At 48.6% G+C, this 17,439-nt stretch carries 15 protein-coding genes and 1 tRNA gene; 7 read left to right on the top strand and 9 right to left on the bottom strand.

Annotation, left to right across the window (positions count from 1 at the left end):
• Positions 1–57: 57 nt before the first annotated feature.
• Positions 58–498: an SRPBCC family protein gene (locus BFC17_RS05500; protein WP_070175469.1), complete on the bottom strand. Its 441-nt coding sequence runs from the start codon at positions 496–498 to the stop codon at positions 58–60.
• Between the two features lie 101 nt (positions 499–599).
• Positions 600–1,082 carry an LPP20 family lipoprotein gene (locus BFC17_RS05495; RefSeq protein WP_083271665.1) on the bottom strand — a complete coding sequence of 161 codons (483 nt, stop codon included), beginning with the start codon at positions 1,080–1,082 and terminating at the stop codon, positions 600–602.
• Between the two features lie 296 nt (positions 1,083–1,378).
• Between BFC17_RS05495 and BFC17_RS05490 the strand changes: the two genes are divergently transcribed.
• Positions 1,379–2,560, top strand: coding sequence for a flagellar assembly protein T N-terminal domain-containing protein (locus BFC17_RS05490; RefSeq protein ID WP_083271608.1), 1,182 nt, complete (start codon positions 1,379–1,381; stop codon positions 2,558–2,560).
• A 52-nt stretch (positions 2,561–2,612) separates the two neighbouring features.
• Here the strand turns inward: BFC17_RS05490 and BFC17_RS05485 are convergent, their stop codons facing one another.
• A complete protein-coding gene (locus tag BFC17_RS05485; protein ID WP_070175467.1) occupies positions 2,613–3,611 on the bottom strand; it encodes a restriction endonuclease in 999 nt (332 codons plus the stop codon).
• A 128-nt stretch (positions 3,612–3,739) separates the two neighbouring features.
• On the opposite strand from BFC17_RS05485, the gene BFC17_RS05480 reads away from it, so the two are divergent.
• Together BFC17_RS05480 and smrA are read left to right on the top strand one after the other, a co-directional pair.
• Positions 3,740–3,815, top strand: a tRNA-Arg gene (locus tag BFC17_RS05480).
• A gap of 69 nt (positions 3,816–3,884) precedes the next feature.
• A complete protein-coding gene (gene smrA, locus BFC17_RS05475; RefSeq protein ID WP_070175466.1) occupies positions 3,885–4,481 on the top strand; it encodes a DNA endonuclease SmrA in 597 nt (198 codons plus the stop codon).
• A 47-nt stretch (positions 4,482–4,528) separates the two neighbouring features.
• Here smrA and BFC17_RS22510 read toward each other — a convergent pair whose 3' ends face one another.
• Both BFC17_RS22510 and purL read right to left on the bottom strand, forming a co-directional pair.
• Positions 4,529–4,666 (bottom strand): hypothetical protein, encoded by a 138-nt coding sequence (locus tag BFC17_RS22510; protein ID WP_175439533.1) that lies wholly within the window; start codon positions 4,664–4,666, stop codon positions 4,529–4,531.
• A 179-nt stretch (positions 4,667–4,845) separates the two neighbouring features.
• Positions 4,846–8,733: a phosphoribosylformylglycinamidine synthase gene (gene purL, locus BFC17_RS05470; protein ID WP_070175465.1), complete on the bottom strand. Its 3,888-nt coding sequence runs from the start codon at positions 8,731–8,733 to the stop codon at positions 4,846–4,848.
• Between the two features lie 209 nt (positions 8,734–8,942).
• Here purL and BFC17_RS05465 point away from each other — a divergent pair, with 209 nt between their 5' ends.
• Positions 8,943–10,217: a membrane-bound lytic murein transglycosylase MltF gene (locus BFC17_RS05465; protein WP_070175464.1), complete on the top strand. Its 1,275-nt coding sequence runs from the start codon at positions 8,943–8,945 to the stop codon at positions 10,215–10,217.
• A gap of 215 nt (positions 10,218–10,432) precedes the next feature.
• Here BFC17_RS05465 and tadA read toward each other — a convergent pair whose 3' ends face one another.
• The gene (tadA, locus tag BFC17_RS05460) at positions 10,433–10,924 is read right to left on the bottom strand and encodes a tRNA adenosine(34) deaminase TadA (RefSeq protein WP_070175463.1); all 492 of its coding nucleotides are present in this window, start codon (positions 10,922–10,924) and stop codon (positions 10,433–10,435) included.
• Positions 10,925–11,147: 223 nt separating this feature from the next.
• Between tadA and BFC17_RS05455 the strand changes: the two genes are divergently transcribed.
• Together BFC17_RS05455 and BFC17_RS05450 are read left to right on the top strand one after the other, a co-directional pair.
• Entirely contained in the window at positions 11,148–11,384 is a 237-nt protein-coding gene (locus BFC17_RS05455; RefSeq protein ID WP_070175462.1) for a hypothetical protein, read from the top strand.
• Positions 11,385–11,578: 194 nt separating this feature from the next.
• Positions 11,579–12,466 carry a GGDEF domain-containing response regulator gene (locus tag BFC17_RS05450; RefSeq protein ID WP_070175461.1) on the top strand — a complete coding sequence of 296 codons (888 nt, stop codon included), beginning with the start codon at positions 11,579–11,581 and terminating at the stop codon, positions 12,464–12,466.
• A gap of 3 nt (positions 12,467–12,469) precedes the next feature.
• On the opposite strand, the gene BFC17_RS05445 is transcribed toward BFC17_RS05450, so the two are convergent.
• The gene (locus BFC17_RS05445) at positions 12,470–14,410 is read right to left on the bottom strand and encodes a cation:proton antiporter domain-containing protein (RefSeq protein WP_070176241.1); all 1,941 of its coding nucleotides are present in this window, start codon (positions 14,408–14,410) and stop codon (positions 12,470–12,472) included.
• Between the two features lie 176 nt (positions 14,411–14,586).
• On the opposite strand from BFC17_RS05445, the gene BFC17_RS05440 reads away from it, so the two are divergent.
• The gene (locus BFC17_RS05440) at positions 14,587–15,486 is read left to right on the top strand and encodes a GGDEF domain-containing protein (protein WP_139142008.1); all 900 of its coding nucleotides are present in this window, start codon (positions 14,587–14,589) and stop codon (positions 15,484–15,486) included.
• A 37-nt stretch (positions 15,487–15,523) separates the two neighbouring features.
• Here BFC17_RS05440 and tilS read toward each other — a convergent pair whose 3' ends face one another.
• Entirely contained in the window at positions 15,524–16,888 is a 1,365-nt protein-coding gene (tilS, locus tag BFC17_RS05435) for a tRNA lysidine(34) synthetase TilS (RefSeq protein ID WP_175439532.1), read from the bottom strand.
• A gap of 41 nt (positions 16,889–16,929) precedes the next feature.
• A complete protein-coding gene (gene tnpA, locus BFC17_RS05430; RefSeq protein WP_070174559.1) occupies positions 16,930–17,358 on the bottom strand; it encodes an IS200/IS605 family transposase in 429 nt (142 codons plus the stop codon).
• Positions 17,359–17,439 lie beyond the last annotated feature (81 nt).

Genomic DNA, 17,439 nt, shown 5'->3' with positions numbered 1-17,439 from the left:
TATTAATTGGTCGGTTGCATTCCGTGTTATTTCTTTGCACTGCAGTCTCCCGCTTTATCAGAAAAACATAGACTTGAGGTTGTCAAACGCGGTTTCCCAAGCTCGTTGCTGCCACGCACAGGCCTCCTGCCACTCTGGCGATGCTCGCCAACCACTATGAATCAGATGAATTACTGTTTTATCGCCCAGTGAATGAAAAGAGACAACAACGTGTGTCAGCGGATCCCCAGTATTAGCAAACGATTTAAACATGACCGGACTTTTCCACTCAAACGCGAGCAACTGATTCTTGCTTATTGCCGTAATTTTACAACCAATAGTTGAGTTAATATTTTTATTCTCTGGGTCCCAGAATAATTCGTATTCGCCCGCGACCTGCGGTGTTATGTTTGCCTCAAGGGTTAACCACTGACATACTCTTCGGACATCGGTAAAACACTGAAACGCCTCTGCTACAGAACAACAAACTGTTTCTGTCAGGTTGATAACCTTGTCCATGTATGCCCCCTGGTCTTCCTATTGTTTTTGCCACTATAAAAGACTTCACCGGAGCTGAAAAGGGCTGGCCTGCCCACGTGCTTGCAGATTAGAGTCGACAATTAATAGTATTTCACCGTTTTTAAACGTTGGGGGCGTGCGGTAGCAAGATAAATATTGTAAACCTGCTCCATGTCCAGCTCTAATTCTGTGGCGTAGGTGTCCTCACCTACCGGGTAGGTTTTAACAACCCGGGCGCCACGGATCACTCCTTCTACCGATGCCTGTAGCTGAGCATTATTCATCACCATATTAGCTACCGATTGCTGGCCATTAATCTGCTGACCATAAACCTGCTCTGCCAACTCACGATAAGCATCCAGTTTAGACGCTTTCATTGCCATTAATGCCTTTTCAGAATCACTGTTACCATGCTGGGAAGCGATAGGCGCATAACCTACCGCGCTAAGCAGCGGGTAAGCCTCGGGCTCAACGGATTCCCATTCAACATATTTGTCGAACATCGACGTACAGCCACTCATCAGCACCAGGCAGGCAACACCAATCAGGCATTTGTGCAAAAGTCGGATAGAAATAATACGCATAGCATCACCAAAATTTAAGCTTCCAGCCATCGGCTGTGTTGTGATGTTTGTTCAGCAATTTTTGTGCCCAACATGTTTTGCTATGGGACACTGACGGAGAATCATTGTAGGAACGAAATATGCAGAGCTTGGACAGATAGCAAGAAACACCTGCCAGGATGTCAGCGGCTTGACGGTATGAAACGTCGAAGTGTTACTAACAGCACTATACCCTGTATTCACAGGCAGGCTAAAGCAAGTTATAACAAGTTAGCGGCCATTTTTGCCAACGCTAAGAGTAGTTAAGAGTAATACTGATGAAGACAACTTGGATGAAATTAACCCGTTTGGCCGGCTTACTATCGGCGACTACCTGCCTGTTAGCTGGATTTTCAGGGCAAAGTTATGCCGCCTGGTATGAAACCCAGGGGCAGGCTGCAGTCTATAATGGCAATAAAATTCAGGCCAAACATCAGGCAACCCAGGAAGCCCTACGACAAGCAATGCTGTTTGCCGGGGCTTCGGTACGCAGTGTTCAGCAATTAACCGATGGCCTGTTAAATAAGGAACAGATGGAAATCAGTAGCACAGGCGAAGTCCGTCAGCTAGAGTTGATTTCAGAATCCTGGCACGATGACGCCGTGACCGTGCGCATTCGCGCCGACATTTTTCCTGCCGCCCGCCAATGCTCCGCTGCCACGTTCAGTAAAACCATCGCTACCAGTTATTTTCCGATGCTGGAACCTCAGCATGCCCAGGATGGTCAGGTTCAGGAGCTTGGTCGACTGGTAACCTCCCAAATAAAACGCGAATTCGATAGGTCAGCTGAATTCGCTGTTATCAGTGTGGTTGAACCCTACACGGTACAGTGGCAATCACGTCAAATCCGCGACCAGGCTACCGCACTGGCGACCCAGACTAAAAGTCAGTTTGTGTTAACCGGGATCATTGAGGATCTCAGCGTATTTCGTCCGCAGCCAAACCGCCTGGCCTTCTGGGAGGATGACACGGCAATGCGCAATTTCCGCCTGAAAGTAGAACTCATTGACGGTGTAAACGGTGCCCCGCTGCTGGAAAAAACCTACGAAGCAGAGTCAGAATGGGAGTTTGATCGTTTTGCTCAGGTCGATGCCTCTTCAAACCATTTTTGGCAAAGCGCTTATGGCAAGGCACTACAGCATCAGCTTCAGCAATTACAGAGCGATGTGGATGAGGTACTCGCCTGCGTGCCCGCCACTGGCAGAGTCATCAGTATCAGCGCCGGTAATGAGCTGAATATTTCACTTGGCCGTCAGCATGGTCTTAAAGTGGGCGATACCCTTTCGGTGTATCAGGTGCAGGAAGTCACCGACTATCGCGGCGTTAAGTTTTTGCAGTATCACCTCTACCCGTCAGAAGTAGAGGTCATCGAAGCCTACGCTGATAATGCCCGGGTTAAAGCGGTCAATGATGATTTCCTGGCTAACATTCAGGCTAATGACTTTGTGGCTAAGCGCTAATTCTATGAATGTCGATATAACCCTGCTACCAGGCAGGGTTATGTGTCAGGCACTACTCGATAATAATGCTGGGTGTAGTCACCAGGCCCAGTTTTTGTTGGGTAGCAGGCGATAATTCATCAACCCGTTCCGACAACCATTCTACAAAAGCGTTTCCATCCATCAGGGTAACCCCTTTTTTACCCGCCTTTTCAGTGACGGATTGGTCAAATTCACCTAACGAAATCAAACATAAATTATAATCGTCTTTTTCTGGAACCCTGAGTAACTGCTCAAGACCATGTGCCGACGTCATTCCGGTATGATCTTTCACCTGTACCAGCAATTTTTGCGTTAAAAACGGGCCTGTATACTCTGCAACAATATCCACGTCTATGCCTGCTTCGTAGGTATTCTTCGACGGAATGACCGCGTTATATCCTTCCAGCTCTAACAACTCTTTTACCAGCACTTCCAGGCCTTCTCCGCCGGCCTTAAGGTAATGTTTGCCCTGGCGTAAATTACTTAACAATGACAATTTAAATGATTCGAGCAGTGCCTCTTTTTTCTCATTTAGCGCTGAATAACCGACTATTGAGCCATTGGAAGCCATTTGTTCAACCCAACCCAGAATTTCCTCTCTGAAATAGTTAAGATCGGCCACGGTCAACCTGATCCGTAAGCGTGCCTGCAAGTTTTTCATCAGCTCTGAGCGGGCAATGGATAGCGGGCCAATGTCTTTGTCAGAGAAGAAATCGACACCTACCTGGTTTTCGCCCCAGGGAAAATCGCAACAAAAACGCTTTTTACCGGTAGCTATGCCAATAAATATACGTGCTGGCGCCGGCACAACAATAATGTCGCCTTGTTTTATTTCGGCAAAGCGGCGCAGCTGATTGCGACTACGCCCTACCCCATGACCACTGGCCTCAATACAGTTATCAACTTCCTCTGCCGAGTGGCAATTACTCAGATCAAACTGCCCCCAGCCAATACCGGCAAACCCTTCAGCCAGCAGTGCGACGGGACTTCTGAGTAAAACAATATTAGCTGTCTGTGCATCGTAGTTCATTTCATCAGCTCCTTGATTTTGCGGTTATTCTGATTTTTATAAATATACTGGTTACATTAAAAGCGAATGTAATTCGTAGATAAATCTAAGGGTTAACACATCCGTATTTTTGCGTATAATCGAGCCAGGTCCCCATAGTTTAACTGGATAAAACAAGAACCTCCTAAGTTTTAGATCTGCGTTCGAGTCGCGGTGGGGACGCCAGTTAACTGATTGAACTTTATCGCTGCGATAGCGTATTAGTTGCATTGTCAGAGTGTATGCGGGGGAGTTATGCGCGACGAAGACCAGGATTTTGAACAACTCGATAGTTTTCAGGATTTCCTGCAGGAACTTGGCGATGTAAAGCCGTTAAAATCTGACGATAAAGTCCACCTGCAGCAAACGCAACAAAGCCTCGAAAAACAGCTGCGCCGTGAAGCTCTGCTGGCGCAAAAACCCAAGGAAAGCCCATTAACCTTTGACGGCGTTAAGCCCGTTGCACCAGATGATTATCTGGAATACAAGCAAGCCGGGATTCAGGATGGCGTGTACAAAAATCTGCGTCAGGGTAAGTACCCCATTGAACAGAAGCTGTCTCTGGCCGGCCTCACCCTGCGTGATTCCAGCATTACACTTTATCAGAAAATCAATGCTGCTCACGAGCGAGGCGTTCGGACGTTACTTATTCAACACGGCAAAGGTGAACAAAGCCAACCCTTTCCGGCGCTGAAAAAATCTTACGTAAATCACTGGTTGCCACAGTTTAACAACGTAATTGCCTTTCACACTGCCCAACCACAGCATGGCGGACTTGGCGCAACCTATGTTTTACTTAAAAAACATCCCAACCAAAAATTGATAAATCGTGAAAAACAGGCAAAACGATAGCCTGCCATTACTGACATAATCTATCGTTACTTATTGATTCTAAAGAATTATTTAGAAGTGACTTGTTCTGCTTCAGTTGCAGTTTCGGCTGACTGGGCGGAGGTACCAAAGGCTGCCGTGACGATCATAAGCAGCACTGCTACAGCTACGCCGGTTAAACCAAAACCTTTTGAAGAACGATTCATATTCGTCTCTTATTATTGCTGTACCACTGTATTGACTTATACAGTGATGTTCACCCATCCCCTACAAGTCCTTGTAACCACAAAGCATTCCGTATTGCTTGCACTACTTTAATGCAGTAAAGGGGCGCTGGCAAGGTGTCTGGACAATTATTTGACACCTTACCGTCATTTTTTTGAAATTAATCAACAAAACGTCGTGCGTTGCGGAAAATTCGCATCCACGGTGAATCTTCCTGCCACTCATCGGCACGCCATGAGTTAGCTACCGCCCTGAATACACGCTCCGGGTGTGGCATCATGATGGTACAACGACCATCATCAGTAGTCAGACCGGTAATCCCCAGGGGTGAACCATTCGGGTTCGCCGGATACTGCGTTGCCACGTCCCCGTAATTGTTAACATAGCGCAGCGCTACCTTTTCCTGCACAGACTGTAAATCAGCATCGCTGGCAAATTCTGCCCGGCCTTCACCGTGAGAGACGGCAATAGGCATTCTTGATCCAGCCATATCAGCAAACAAGACTGATTTAGACTGCTGCACTTCAACCATGGCCACGCGGGCTTCAAATCGCTCTGACTGGTTGGTCACAAAATGTGGCCAGCTGGCGGTGCCCGGGATCAAGGCTTTTAAGTTAGACAGCATCTGACAACCGTTACAAACACCTAAACTAAAGGTGTCATCACGATGGAAGAAACCTTCAAACTGTTCACGTGCCCGTGGGTTAAACAGAATTGACTTCGCCCAGCCTTCACCGGCACCCAGCACGTCACCGTAAGAGAAACCACCACAGGCCGCTAAACCTTTAAACTCTTCCAGCGAAACCGCGCCAGACAATACATCGCTCATGTGCACATCGATAGCGGTGAAGCCTGCACGAGTAAACGCAGCAGCCATTTCCAGATGCGAGTTAACCCCCTGCTCACGCAAAATTGCAATACGAGGCTTAACGCCCTTAGCAATATAAGGCGCGGCAACATCTTCGTTAATGTCGTAGCTCAGCTTAGCGTGTAAGCCCGGATCCTTAGCATCCTGTTTAGCAGTAAATTCCTGATCAGCACAATCAGGGTTATCCCGTAAACGCTGCATAGCGTGAGTGGTTTCTGCCCAGATTGCGCGGTAAGTGGTGCGCGCTTCGCTAAGCACGGTTTCACCAGCGCGGCTAAACTCAATGGTATCGTCAGCGTTAAGCGTACCAATCTGATGAACCAGATCACCCAGACCATTGCTGGCAAACAACGCCAGCGCTGCTTCGGCGTCTTCTGCCTTAACCTGCAGCACTGCACCCAGTTCTTCACTGTACAATGCAGCCAGGTCATCATCACCAAGACTGTCCAGTGCAATGCTCACCCCGGTTTTACCCGCAAAAGCCATTTCAGCCACGGTTACAAACAAGCCGCCGTCAGAACGGTCATGGTAAGCCAGCAGTTTATTGTCGGCTAACAAGGCTTGCACTGAGTTAAAGAAGTTCAGCAACAGTTCCGGCGCATCAAGATCCACCGGTGTGTTACCCAACTGGTTATAAACCTGAGCAAGACAGCTTGCTCCCAGGCGATTCTTACCAGCGCCTAGATCAACCAGCAACAGTACGGTATCACCTTTGTCGGTGCGCAGTTGCGGAGTCACCGTTTTACGAATATCAGAGGCAGCGCCAAAAGCGGTAATCACCAGTGAGAGCGGTGCCGTAACGGCTTTATCTTCGCCCTCATCCTGCCATGCCGTTTTCATCGACATGGAATCTTTACCCACCGGAATCGTCAGGCCCAGTGCCGGACACAGCTCTTCACCCACGGCTTTAACCGCTTCGTAAAGACCCGCGTCTTCACCCGGGTGACCGGCGGCGGCCATCCAGTTTGCAGAAAGTTTAATGCGTTTCATATCGCCGATATGAGCAGCGGCAATATTAGTAATGGATTCGGCAACAGCTAAACGCGCCGAGGCAGCAAAATCCAGTAATGCAACCGGTGTACGCTCGCCCATCGCCATTGCTTCACCGTGATAGGTGTCGAAAGCCGAAGCCGTTACCGCAACATCAGCAACCGGCACCTGCCATGGACCCACCATCTGATCACGGCTAACCAAACCGGTAACACTGCGGTCACCGATGGTAATAAGGAAAGTTTTCTCTGCGATAGCCGGCAGGCGCAGTAAACGCTCGGCCGCATCGGCAACCGTAATATTGCTGCAATCCAGCTCGGCTGAACTGTGCGAAGTACTCGCTACATCACGATGCATTTTAGGCGGCTTGCCCAGCAACACTTCCAGTGGCAGGTCGATTGGCTGATTATCGAAGTGTTCATCATTCAATAACAGATGTTGTTCTTCGGTGGCTTCACCAATTACCGCAAAGGGGGCACGCTCACGCTGACAGATAGCTTCGAACACGGCCAGTTTTTCTGGCGCAACTGACAACACATAACGTTCCTGAGATTCGTTACACCAAATCTCCAGCGGCGACATACCCGGCTCGTCTGATAATACCTTGCGCAATTCAAAGCGGCCGCCACGACCGCCGTCGTTAACCAGCTCCGGCATGGCATTGGATAAACCACCAGCGCCCACATCGTGAATAAACTGAATGGGGTTCTCATCGCCCAGCTGCCAGCAGGTATCAATCACTTCCTGACAGCGACGTTCCATTTCCGGGTTATCGCGCTGTACCGATGCAAAATCCAGATCTTCGCTTGACTGACCTGACGCCATTGAAGACGCGGCACCGCCGCCCAGACCGATATTCATGGCCGGACCACCCAGTACGATCAGTTTAGCTCCAACGGTAATTTCGCCTTTTTCGACGTGGTCTTTACGAATGTTCCCCAGACCACCAGCCAGCATAATAGGTTTATGGTAACCACGAACCTCTACGCCGTTAAAGCTGTTAACTTCCTGCTCGTAGGTACGGAAATAACCTAACAGGTTAGGACGACCAAACTCATTGTTAAACGCCGCACCACCCAATGGGCCTTCAATCATAATATCCAGCGCACTAACTATGCGGGACGGTTTGCCGTAATCCACTTCCCAGGGACGCACAGCGTCAGGCAGTTTCAGGTTAGACACGGTAAAGCCCACTAAACCGGCTTTCGGCTTAGAGCCACGACCGGTAGCCCCTTCGTCACGAATTTCGCCACCAGAACCGGTAGCAGCACCAGGGAACGGCGAAATCGCGGTTGGGTGGTTGTGGGTTTCAACCTTCATCAGGATGGCAATATCTTCGTGATGATAGGCATATTCATGAGACTGTGGCTCAGGGAAGAAGCGCCCTGCCTGCCAGCCTTCCATAACGGCCGCGTTATCTTTATAGGCCGAGAAAACATATTCGGGGCACACCTCAAAGGTGTTTTTAATCATTTTGAACAATGATTTAGGCTGCACTTCACCGTCGATAGTCCAATCGGCGTTAAAGATTTTATGGCGGCAGTGCTCTGAGTTAGCCTGGGCAAACATATACAGTTCAATGTCGTTAGGATTACGACCTAACTTAACAAAGTTGTCGTACAGGTAATCAATTTCGTCATCCGCAAGAGCCAGGCCCAGAGTTTGGTTTGCAGACACCAGCGCCGCTTTGCCTTCACCTAAAATATCCACAGAGGTAAATACGCGGGGCTGATGCTTATCAAACAACACCGATGCCGCTTCAGGCGCGGCAAACACGCTTTCGGTCATGCGATCGTGCAGCGCTGCGGCTATGGCATTACGCTGTTCTTCGGTCAGCGCCTCGGCAGCTGCCACATAATAAGCGCACCCTCTTTCTACGCGGCTGATGTCGGTTAAACCACAGTTATGCGCAATGTTGGTTGCTTTACTTGACCAGGGCGAAATCGTGCCCGGACGAGGCGTGACAAAAAAGCACTCGCCTGTGGCTGCTTCCTGCGCCTGCTTCGGTCCATAGGTTAACAATTTATCCAGCACCGACAGTTGCTCTTCGGTCAGTGAGTTGTCACAGTCGACCAAATGAACGAACTCACTATAAAGATGAGTGACCTCGATACCGGATTGCTGTAGTCGCTGGATTAATTTAGCTGCGCGGAAGTCAGATAACGCCGGAGCGCCACGTAGGACCAACATAGTTTGCTACCTAATTTGAGAGAACCGGAGCAGAGTAAATGCCATTCAACCGCCGGTCCTGGTTGTGAACTTGTTTGGCGCGGATTATAGTGGAAAAGCGGCGGCTTGATAACCAGCAAGGGTTATTCAACCGTAATTTTTTTACCAAAAAATCCGGATCCCGTCGTTTTAACGACGATGTCCCAGTAAAAGAATAATAAAAGAAAATAATGAAGCGCTTTGTTCCCCCGATATTTATCCGATTATTGCTGTTACCACTGTGTTTAGGTTTCTCAGCCTTGTGCTGCGTTCAGGCACAGACCAGCCTTATCAATATTTTGCAAAAAGGTGAGCTGAAAGTGGGGGTGCTTAATGACCGTCACCACTATCACACCACTGCTGATGGCCCCCAGGGATTTGATTATCTTTATGCGCGTGGTTACGCCGATTATCTTGAAGTTGCGCTTACTGTTGTGCCTTTTTACGGCGAGCAAGACCTGCTAAACGCACTCACCAGACAAACAATAGATATTGCCGCCCCCCACTTCTCCGGACCGAGCGATAATCCATTGCTAAGTAATGGCCCTGAGCTTTTTACCAGCTCTCTGGTTTACTTATCCGCTAACGCTACTGACACGCCTTGTGAGGCGCTGCCAGTGGAACAGCGCCTGGTTTTACCAGCGCTGCTAAATGCGGCGAATGCGCAAACAAAGGTTACCTGGAAAACAGCCACAACGCCTGACAGTATGAGTTTGCTGGAGCAACTTAGTCACCAGCAAAATGGCTGTACGCTTTTACCTGAAGTGTGGTTGCCGTTGATCGGTAATCGTTTTAGTCAGTTTCGTACCGAATCCGTTACCGATAGCAGGCTGGTTAAGCAATGGCTCACCCGTGCGTCCGATGTAGCCTTACTGGCCAGTTTGTTTGAATATACCCACCTAAGCCGGACTAACGGATCTCTCGCAATTTTACGGGATCAACTAATGTCGCCAATGCCGCCATTAGCAAATCAGGATGCCCGGGCATTTATGCTGGCCTTTGAACAACATTATCCTCACATAAAACGCCAACTGGAGCGCCTGCAAAGTAATCAGGATATTTTGTTTATCGCCGCTATCGATTATCTGCAAGGCAACTGGCAAACAAACCAACCGGATAACACCTTTGCAACGCCATTACCCGGTGAACGTCTGGGGCAAATAAGTGGCGCTATTGACCTTATTGATGCCCGCTTACCGGCCCGGATCGGTGCACCGGATCGACGCTGGTTTACACTGGCAGCCTACGCAATTGGCATTGAGCATATTGAGGATGCCCGCCAACTCACCCAGGCGGCCGGCGGCAATCCGGATTTGTGGATAGATGTAAAACAACAGTTGCCTAAGCTAAGTACTCAGTATGCCGCTACGCCCAATGGCTTCGCTGATGGTCAACGGGCTGTCAGGTTTGTTGCACTGGTTCGCTTCTACGCAGAGACCCTTGCCTTACTTTTGAAAGGTACTTGATCTTTTGTCATATCACCTTCATATAACTTTACTAAAGTGATACATGTAATCACTGGAAAGGCCAACTGGAAAATGCCTAACCATTAATAACAAAAGGAAAATCTTATGAAAAATACAAACAGAAGACGCCATCAGGTGCGTAAAACGAGCCAGAAAATCTTTCAAAGACGCCGTCAGTTTTTAAATTTTGACCTGGCGCAAATGGCAAAAGCAAGCTAATTCCCCGCTTTTGCCGCCTTCTTTTCTGCTCTTCTTCGCTTAAAAAACGCCGATATTACACCGCCGCATTCACTGGCTAAAACACCTCCCGACACCGCGATTTGATGATTTAACTGAGGATGCTGACAAAGTTGCATCACACTGCCAGCCGCGCCGGTTTTCTCATCAAAAGCGCCAAACACCAGGCGATTTATGCGACTGTGTACCAGCAAACCAGCACACATTGGGCAAGGCTCCAGAGTGACGTATAAAGTAGCATCAATAACGCGATAATTTTCGACGGCTTTCGCCGCTTGCCGCAGAGCTTTCATTTCTGCGTGGGCAGAAGGGTCGTGATCCGCAATAGGCGTATTCCAGCCTTCGCCAATAATCCTGCCATCAGCCACGACCACCGCACCAACCGGAATCTCGTTCATGGCTTCGGCTTTTGCTGCCAGCATTAAGGCATGACGCATCCAGTCTTCATCTTGACTAACTTGCTCATTCATTGGTGAAAAAACCTAACTTAATAGTCAAATCAGCGAACAAAAGCATTACTTATTATACCAATAAAAATATAACCAATTGTTTTAAAAAGATTTATTATACTTGGCTAGCTCTTTGCTGCTCTTGCTTCAAATAAGTATTCCACTAAACCATTAGTGTCAGTCTTGCACTTAGAGTGGAATTTGTGCTGAATTATACGTAACTCTAAAAAAGAAGGGAAAAATTATGAGCTTTTGGACAGCAATAGTAGTGATCGTCGCAATTAGTGCCCTGGCGAGCATGATCACGTCAATTTCAAAACATAAATCCAAACATGCCGGGGCGAGCGACAATACCGAGGCACTGGAAAAAGAGATTGCGCAGTTAAAGGAAAGAATTGCGACGCTGGAAAAAATCGTTACCGACCCTGGATACGATTTAAAGAAACAATTTAAAGATCTGGAAAATGACAAGGTCGCCTGATCAGGCCGACGCCCTTCAGATGTTCAAACACCTGACCTGAACAACCTACCCGCTTTCAGCGGGTAGGTGTACTTTGTATTGAACTGAACGGAGATAATGTTTTTACCACTCATTTGCACTACACCTTTTAAAATCCCATAACGCCTTCTATACTTTAGTATCAGTTCAGTTAAAAGTAGTTAGGGTCCGGCATTATGTGGACAGACAACAGTAAGGAAAGTCAAAGCAATAATACGTCCACAATTTTAATTGTTGAAGATGAATTAGCCACGCTCACCATTCTCGAAGATACCCTCTCCGGTGACAATATTACTATTTTACCCGTTTGTACTGAAGCCGGTGCAAACCGACACCTCAGACGGGATATCGCGTTATTCATTATTGATTTAAATTTACCGGATGGTTCAGGCTTAAACCTGATTAAGCACATCCGCAAAATACCGCACCATGTCAACACGCCGATTATTGTTACCACCAGTTCAGACCGGTCAGAAGATATCACCGCGTCATTTATGGCGGGTGCTACCGATTATTTGATTAAGCCACTAAATACCACTGTTTTATTTCATAAAACCAAGCTGTTACTAAATTACCAGAAGCACTGGGATTTATTACAGCTTGAAGCATTTACCGATCCAATGACCATGCTGTTTAACCGTCGCTCTATTACCGAAAAGGCTGAACAAGCCTGGTTACAGAGCCAGCTTTCTGGCGTACCCTTTTGCACCGTCACTGTGGGTATCAGCAAGTTAGAGCAATATAACGAGAAAAACGGTTTTTCAGCCGGCGACAAATTAATTGCGGAGTTTGCCAATATTGTTCGTCAACAGTTAACCAACACAGAGGGCTTTGGCGGGCGTCTGCACGGCGATAACCTTGTGGTTGTATTGCCCGAGTATAACCTGGCAGAAACCGAACGCTTTGCGCAAAATCTCTCCCAGGTATTAGTCAGTTACGTGGATAGCCTTAAAAACTCCAGGGACATTGGGATTGCGCCTAAAATTGGTATTTCTGAGCATCTCGCTGACTCGCTCCCCACACCTGCTGACATTTTTTGTGTGCCCCACAACCGCTTGAATTAGCGCTTAATAGCCATCCAGCAGGTACCGTTCGGCGCGCTCGACGCGCCCGGGCTTACCGGCAATAATTAATACATCACCAGCAACAAATTCGCCTTGCCAGTTCTCCACGGTAGATTCGACGCCATCCCGTTTAATTGCTTTTATCTTCACTTTTTTACGCAACACGGACAGCTCCGATAAAGGTTTGCCCACTGCATAAGCGTTAGCGCCCAGCGCGATGGCATGGATAAACTCCAGCTTATCGGCGGTTTGATAACTTATTTCGGTGGTTTCGCCAGGATAAAAGCCATGCAGGTGATCATAACGGCCTTTACGTTCTTCCCTAACCCGTTTGAGGATTTTCGACATGGGTACGCCAGCGTAATGCATAACCTGTGAAATAAGCATCAGACTGCCTTCCTGCAACTCAGGCACCACCTGACTCGCACCAGCGTTATACAATGCGTCAAGCTCGGCATCTCTTGGTGTGCGCACCATCACATCAATGGTGTCTTTAGCCTGGCGGGCTGAACTTATTACCAGCTTTGCTTTATCAGCCTCGGCAAAGGTCACCAGCACCAGTTTGGCTTTGTCTACCCCAGCAGAATGTAAAATATCCTTTTGCGTGGCATCGCCATAAATTACATGTTCACCGGCACTACGGCTTTCTAACACCCGGATCGGGTCGACGTCGATTACCAGATACGGGACATCTTCCATACTTAGCATTCTGGCAACCGACTGCCCTACCCGGCCAAAACCGCAAATAATGACATGCCCCTCAATTTCGCTCACATTGATAACCGGTACTTCCGGTTCGATACTGGTGTTATTTTCGGGACTTAACTTTTGCGCCAGTGCCAGACTGTTCTCAACCAGCCAGGGCGTAAAAGCCATACTGATTACACCAATAGAAATGAGGATAGAAGACTGCGTAGCGGTAATAACTGAATGGGAGCTTGCCAGTGATGCAATAACAAAACTGAACTCCCCCACCTGGCAAAGTTTTAAGCCGGCTGACCAGCCATCGATTGGGGAAATTGAAAACACACTTGCAGAAAGCCGCACTAAAATCACTTTAGAGAGCATGAGTATCACCACGCCAAGGATCACCCAGTGGCCATAACTCATCAACACGGAAATATCTAACTGCATCCCCACAGTAACAAAAAACAATCCCATCAAAATATCACGAAACGGACGAATATCCGCTTCGAGTTGGTATTTATACTGACTCTCGCCCAACATCATACCGGCCAGAAAGGCCCCTAGCGCCATCGACAGACCAAAGGCATAAGTTAAGCCGCCGGCCAGCAGGGCCACCAGAATAGTGGTTAAAACAAATAACTCATCGGTGCGGGTCCGGGCGACTTCGCGAAAGACCCAGGGCAACACCCATTTACCTGCCGACATTAACAAACCAACCACCAATACACCCTTAACCAGTGCCAGGCTCAGCGCCATGGCAAGGCTGGTATCGCTTTCCCCCGACAGCAACGGAATAACGATCAGAAAAGGCACCACCGCCAGGTCCTGAAACAACAAAATACTGACGGCCAGCTGGGTACGAACGTTATTGAGAATACCCATCTCAGTAACTTGTTTGATAACAATTGCGGTAGAACTTAACGCCAGCATGCCCCCCATCACAATGGCAGCCGACGGTGAGGTGTCAACCAGTAACCAGACCACCAAAGACCCCAGTACGGTTGTCAGTACCATCTGCATTAGCCCGGCGCCGAATACCAGCGAGCGCATAGCCATGAGTTTTGGCAGTGAAAACTCTAACCCCAAAGAAAACAATAAAAAAACAATCCCCACCTCAGCAGCAAGATGCATATCCTCCGGGTGGGAATAAAGCGCCAGACCGCTCGGTCCGGCAATAACGCCGGCAAACAAATACGCCAGGATGGGCGGAAGATGAATACGCTTAAAAACCGCCACACTGGCAACTGCCAGCAGCATTAACAGTACAATCTGAACGAAACCTTGTTCTACCACTTAACTTCCCCGCAATGCATTTTGGGCATGTGTTTTGCAATCTATCGAATAAGTCTAATCGAAGCACACAATTTCACAAGAAACGACATTTTTTTGTCATCGGTTAAGTGAAATACAAGCCACGTAGTGAGGGGCAGCAATTGGATATTTCAATGATTCAGTATGAGCACGCATCATCAGAAGGGAGTTTTCTTAGTTCCGTGGAACCAGAAATACTTACCAGTGAACAGGTTAACAGCGTAATGAATCAGCTGACCTCCACGATTGAAATTTCTACACTGGTATCCCTTTATTTTACGCAGGTAAATAAATATCTGCCGCTTATCGGTATCAATATGAGCGAATTTGACAAGCAGCTTAGCGCCGGTATCGCCAGTAGCGAATACACTGTGAGCCTGCCTGTCAGTGCAATACGCCTGGACCACGGCAAACATGCTGCCTTTGTGCATTATGTTTTTGACGAAAACCTGACACCGGCACAACGTCGTGTGCTGGCAACGCTTCACCAACTATTTACCCGACCGTTGCTACACGCCCTTGAATTCCAGCGTTTGCGCCTGATGGCAACAAAGGATCCGCTGACTAATCTGGGCAATCGCAACGGTTTTAATGAAGCCACGCAGCGCCTGATCAATCGCTTTACCCGCAATGGCCAAACCTTTGGGTTACTAGTGGTAGACCTGGACAATTTTAAGCAGGTAAACGACAAATTCGGCCACCAGCAAGGTGACGAAGTGCTAATCACTACCGCTGAAATCCTCACTGACACCATTCGAGGTCATGAAGAGGCTTACAGGTTTGGTGGCGACGAGTTTTGCTGCCTGTTAGATGTTTCCTCAGCGGCCGAGCTGTCAGCCATTGCCGAACGTATTCACGACGCTATGCACGCTCATCCTTTGTTCAGAAAACATGGCGTTACCTGCAGTATTGGCGGTTCGCTGCTGCGGGAAAATGACAGTATGGGTGAGTTATTTGACCGTGCAGACAAAGCGCTTTACGTAGCCAAAGAAGACGGCAAGGATACGTACCAGGCAGCCTGATGAGGCAAACATTTGCCTCATTGTCTGCACTGGCACGCTAGGCTGTCAGTTCGACCTGCAAATAAACGCTGGCATCCCCCACCGAAGATAAAGGAACTATTTTACCTTTAAGCACAACTGCCAGCGCTTGCTCTGTGTCACTAAGCAACAACACATCGGTTCGCTCCCAGGGCGCAATTCCCCATAGTTTTAACCACTGTTTAAGCGGTTTGTGATGCGCGGCATCCAGCGGCTTGACTGAATGACTCAAAAGCGGCCTGGCCAAACTGAAAAGCGAATTACCAGTGACCGTTTTTACTTCATATTGCGCCCCTTCAGCCGATGTACTCAGCGTCAGTCGCAGCGATAAAGCATCGAGGGTCACGGTTTTGTTAAGCGGTAATGGCCCTTCGACCGAAGGGCCTGGGCAACCCTTTTTTGTCAGCAAAAAAAGCGCATCCTGAAAGCGGCGAAATTCGTGAATGCCAAGAACCACCACAGGTTGTGCATCAGGTTTAGCCTCCAGCATTAACAATAATTGCTCAAGCTGCCTGCTGCCCGGCATTGGTACTGATCTGTTTTCCAGCCAGCGGCGGAGCAGCGCTTTTTGCCAGGCCTGAGAATAACGTTTCAGGCCGCTGACACTGATTCGTTCAGGCCCAGAGCAGATACTTTGTAAACGTTCATCACAAACTTCATCAAGTAACCCCTGCTGCTCAGCACATAAACCGGCACTGCGCGCAACAGTCTGACCAAAAGACGGCCAGCGCGACATAACAGGCGGCAGGATTAGTTGGCGCAGGAAATTGCGGTCGAAGCTATCATCCGCATTGGATTCATCTTCTATCCAGTGTAACTGTTGCGCCAGGGCATAGACTTCAATTTGCTGACGGCTTACCTCCAGCAACGGTCTGACAACCGTTACATCATGCAGGCGGGTTAGTGCCGGAATACCGCCTAGTCCTTTCGGCCCGGCCCCGCGCTTTAACTGCAAAAGCACGGTTTCGACCTGATCATTCTGATGATGGGCTGTCAGAATTACGCCGTTGCAGGCTTTTGCATGCCGGGTTAATGCGGCATAACGCTGTTCTCTGGCACAGGCTTCCAGACTCTCTCGCGGCGCTGGCATCACTTCCACCGTGTAAGCCGTAAACGGCACTGCCAGTGAAGCGCAAAAGCTTGCGCAGAATGTTTGCCATGAGGCCGCATTAGGGCTTAAACCGTGATTAATGTATACCGCTTCTACCACGGGTATTTCATCGCTGGTTTGTAATCGGGTCAGTGCATGTAACAGCACCACCGAATCCACGCCACCGCTAAGCCCAACGATAAGACGTTCGGGCCGATGCTCCTCGGTAAGTCTGCTGAGGCTGATTTTTAGCGCGTGGGCAATCGGGTCCATGGATGGGGTGATACCTGTCAATAACGAATAGATTCCCCCGGGCATGCCCGGGGTTCTTTCTGTTACAGCTCCATTCGGAGCTGATCTGAATCCTTCCGACCTTGATGCTCAACGTAGTTCCGTATTGTGTGCTCGTCTAAGCCTACGCTGCTTACAAAGTAACCCGGCGACCAAACAATATTTTCATTCCAATAGACCTTTCCTAGCCATTTGAATGTCTTTCTCATGTTTGACGCTGACTGGGCTTTGAGTTTACCCATCACTTCTGCTATCGAGTATTTCGGTGGAATGACCATCAACATGTGCATATGGTCATTATCAAAGCCCATTCGCTCTATCGTTACGCCGGGCATACTTCGAAGCAGCTTCGGCAACACTTTGCGCAAATACTCCACGACGAAAGGCTTCAGTATCCGACGCCTGTATTTGGTTACCCAGACGACGTGATATTGAAGTCTATATAGACCATGTGATGAGACTCGAACTTCCATCTTCGTAGCATACAGGCCTCGGACTCATTCATCCACGGGTAAACCCGTGGTGTTCTGTCGCTTCGCGACCGGTCACATAAA

It is taken from the genome of Marisediminitalea lipolytica, from assembly GCF_001758465.1.
In the GTDB taxonomy this organism is placed as follows: domain Bacteria; phylum Pseudomonadota; class Gammaproteobacteria; order Enterobacterales; family Alteromonadaceae; genus Alteromonas; species Alteromonas lipolytica.
Note: the sequence above shows the minus strand (reverse complement) of the source record. Positions and strands in the feature narration are given on the sequence as shown.

Coding starts and splice junctions, on each gene's coding strand:
- BFC17_RS05500 (WP_070175469.1), bottom strand. CDS start 498: ATGGACAAGGTTATCAACCTGACAGAAACAGTTTGTTGTTCTGTAGCA.
- BFC17_RS05495 (WP_083271665.1), bottom strand. CDS start 1,082: ATGCGTATTATTTCTATCCGACTTTTGCACAAATGCCTGATTGGTGTT.
- BFC17_RS05490 (WP_083271608.1), top strand. CDS start 1,379: ATGAAGACAACTTGGATGAAATTAACCCGTTTGGCCGGCTTACTATCG.
- BFC17_RS05485 (WP_070175467.1), bottom strand. CDS start 3,611: ATGAACTACGATGCACAGACAGCTAATATTGTTTTACTCAGAAGTCCC.
- smrA (WP_070175466.1), top strand. CDS start 3,885: ATGCGCGACGAAGACCAGGATTTTGAACAACTCGATAGTTTTCAGGAT.
- BFC17_RS22510 (WP_175439533.1), bottom strand. CDS start 4,666: ATGAATCGTTCTTCAAAAGGTTTTGGTTTAACCGGCGTAGCTGTAGCA.
- purL (WP_070175465.1), bottom strand. CDS start 8,733: ATGTTGGTCCTACGTGGCGCTCCGGCGTTATCTGACTTCCGCGCAGCT.
- BFC17_RS05465 (WP_070175464.1), top strand. CDS start 8,943: ATGAAGCGCTTTGTTCCCCCGATATTTATCCGATTATTGCTGTTACCA.
- tadA (WP_070175463.1), bottom strand. CDS start 10,924: ATGAATGAGCAAGTTAGTCAAGATGAAGACTGGATGCGTCATGCCTTA.
- BFC17_RS05455 (WP_070175462.1), top strand. CDS start 11,148: ATGAGCTTTTGGACAGCAATAGTAGTGATCGTCGCAATTAGTGCCCTG.
- BFC17_RS05450 (WP_070175461.1), top strand. CDS start 11,579: ATGTGGACAGACAACAGTAAGGAAAGTCAAAGCAATAATACGTCCACA.
- BFC17_RS05445 (WP_070176241.1), bottom strand. CDS start 14,410: ATGCTGCTGGCAGTTGCCAGTGTGGCGGTTTTTAAGCGTATTCATCTT.
- tnpA (WP_070174559.1), bottom strand. CDS start 17,358: ATGGAAGTTCGAGTCTCATCACATGGTCTATATAGACTTCAATATCAC.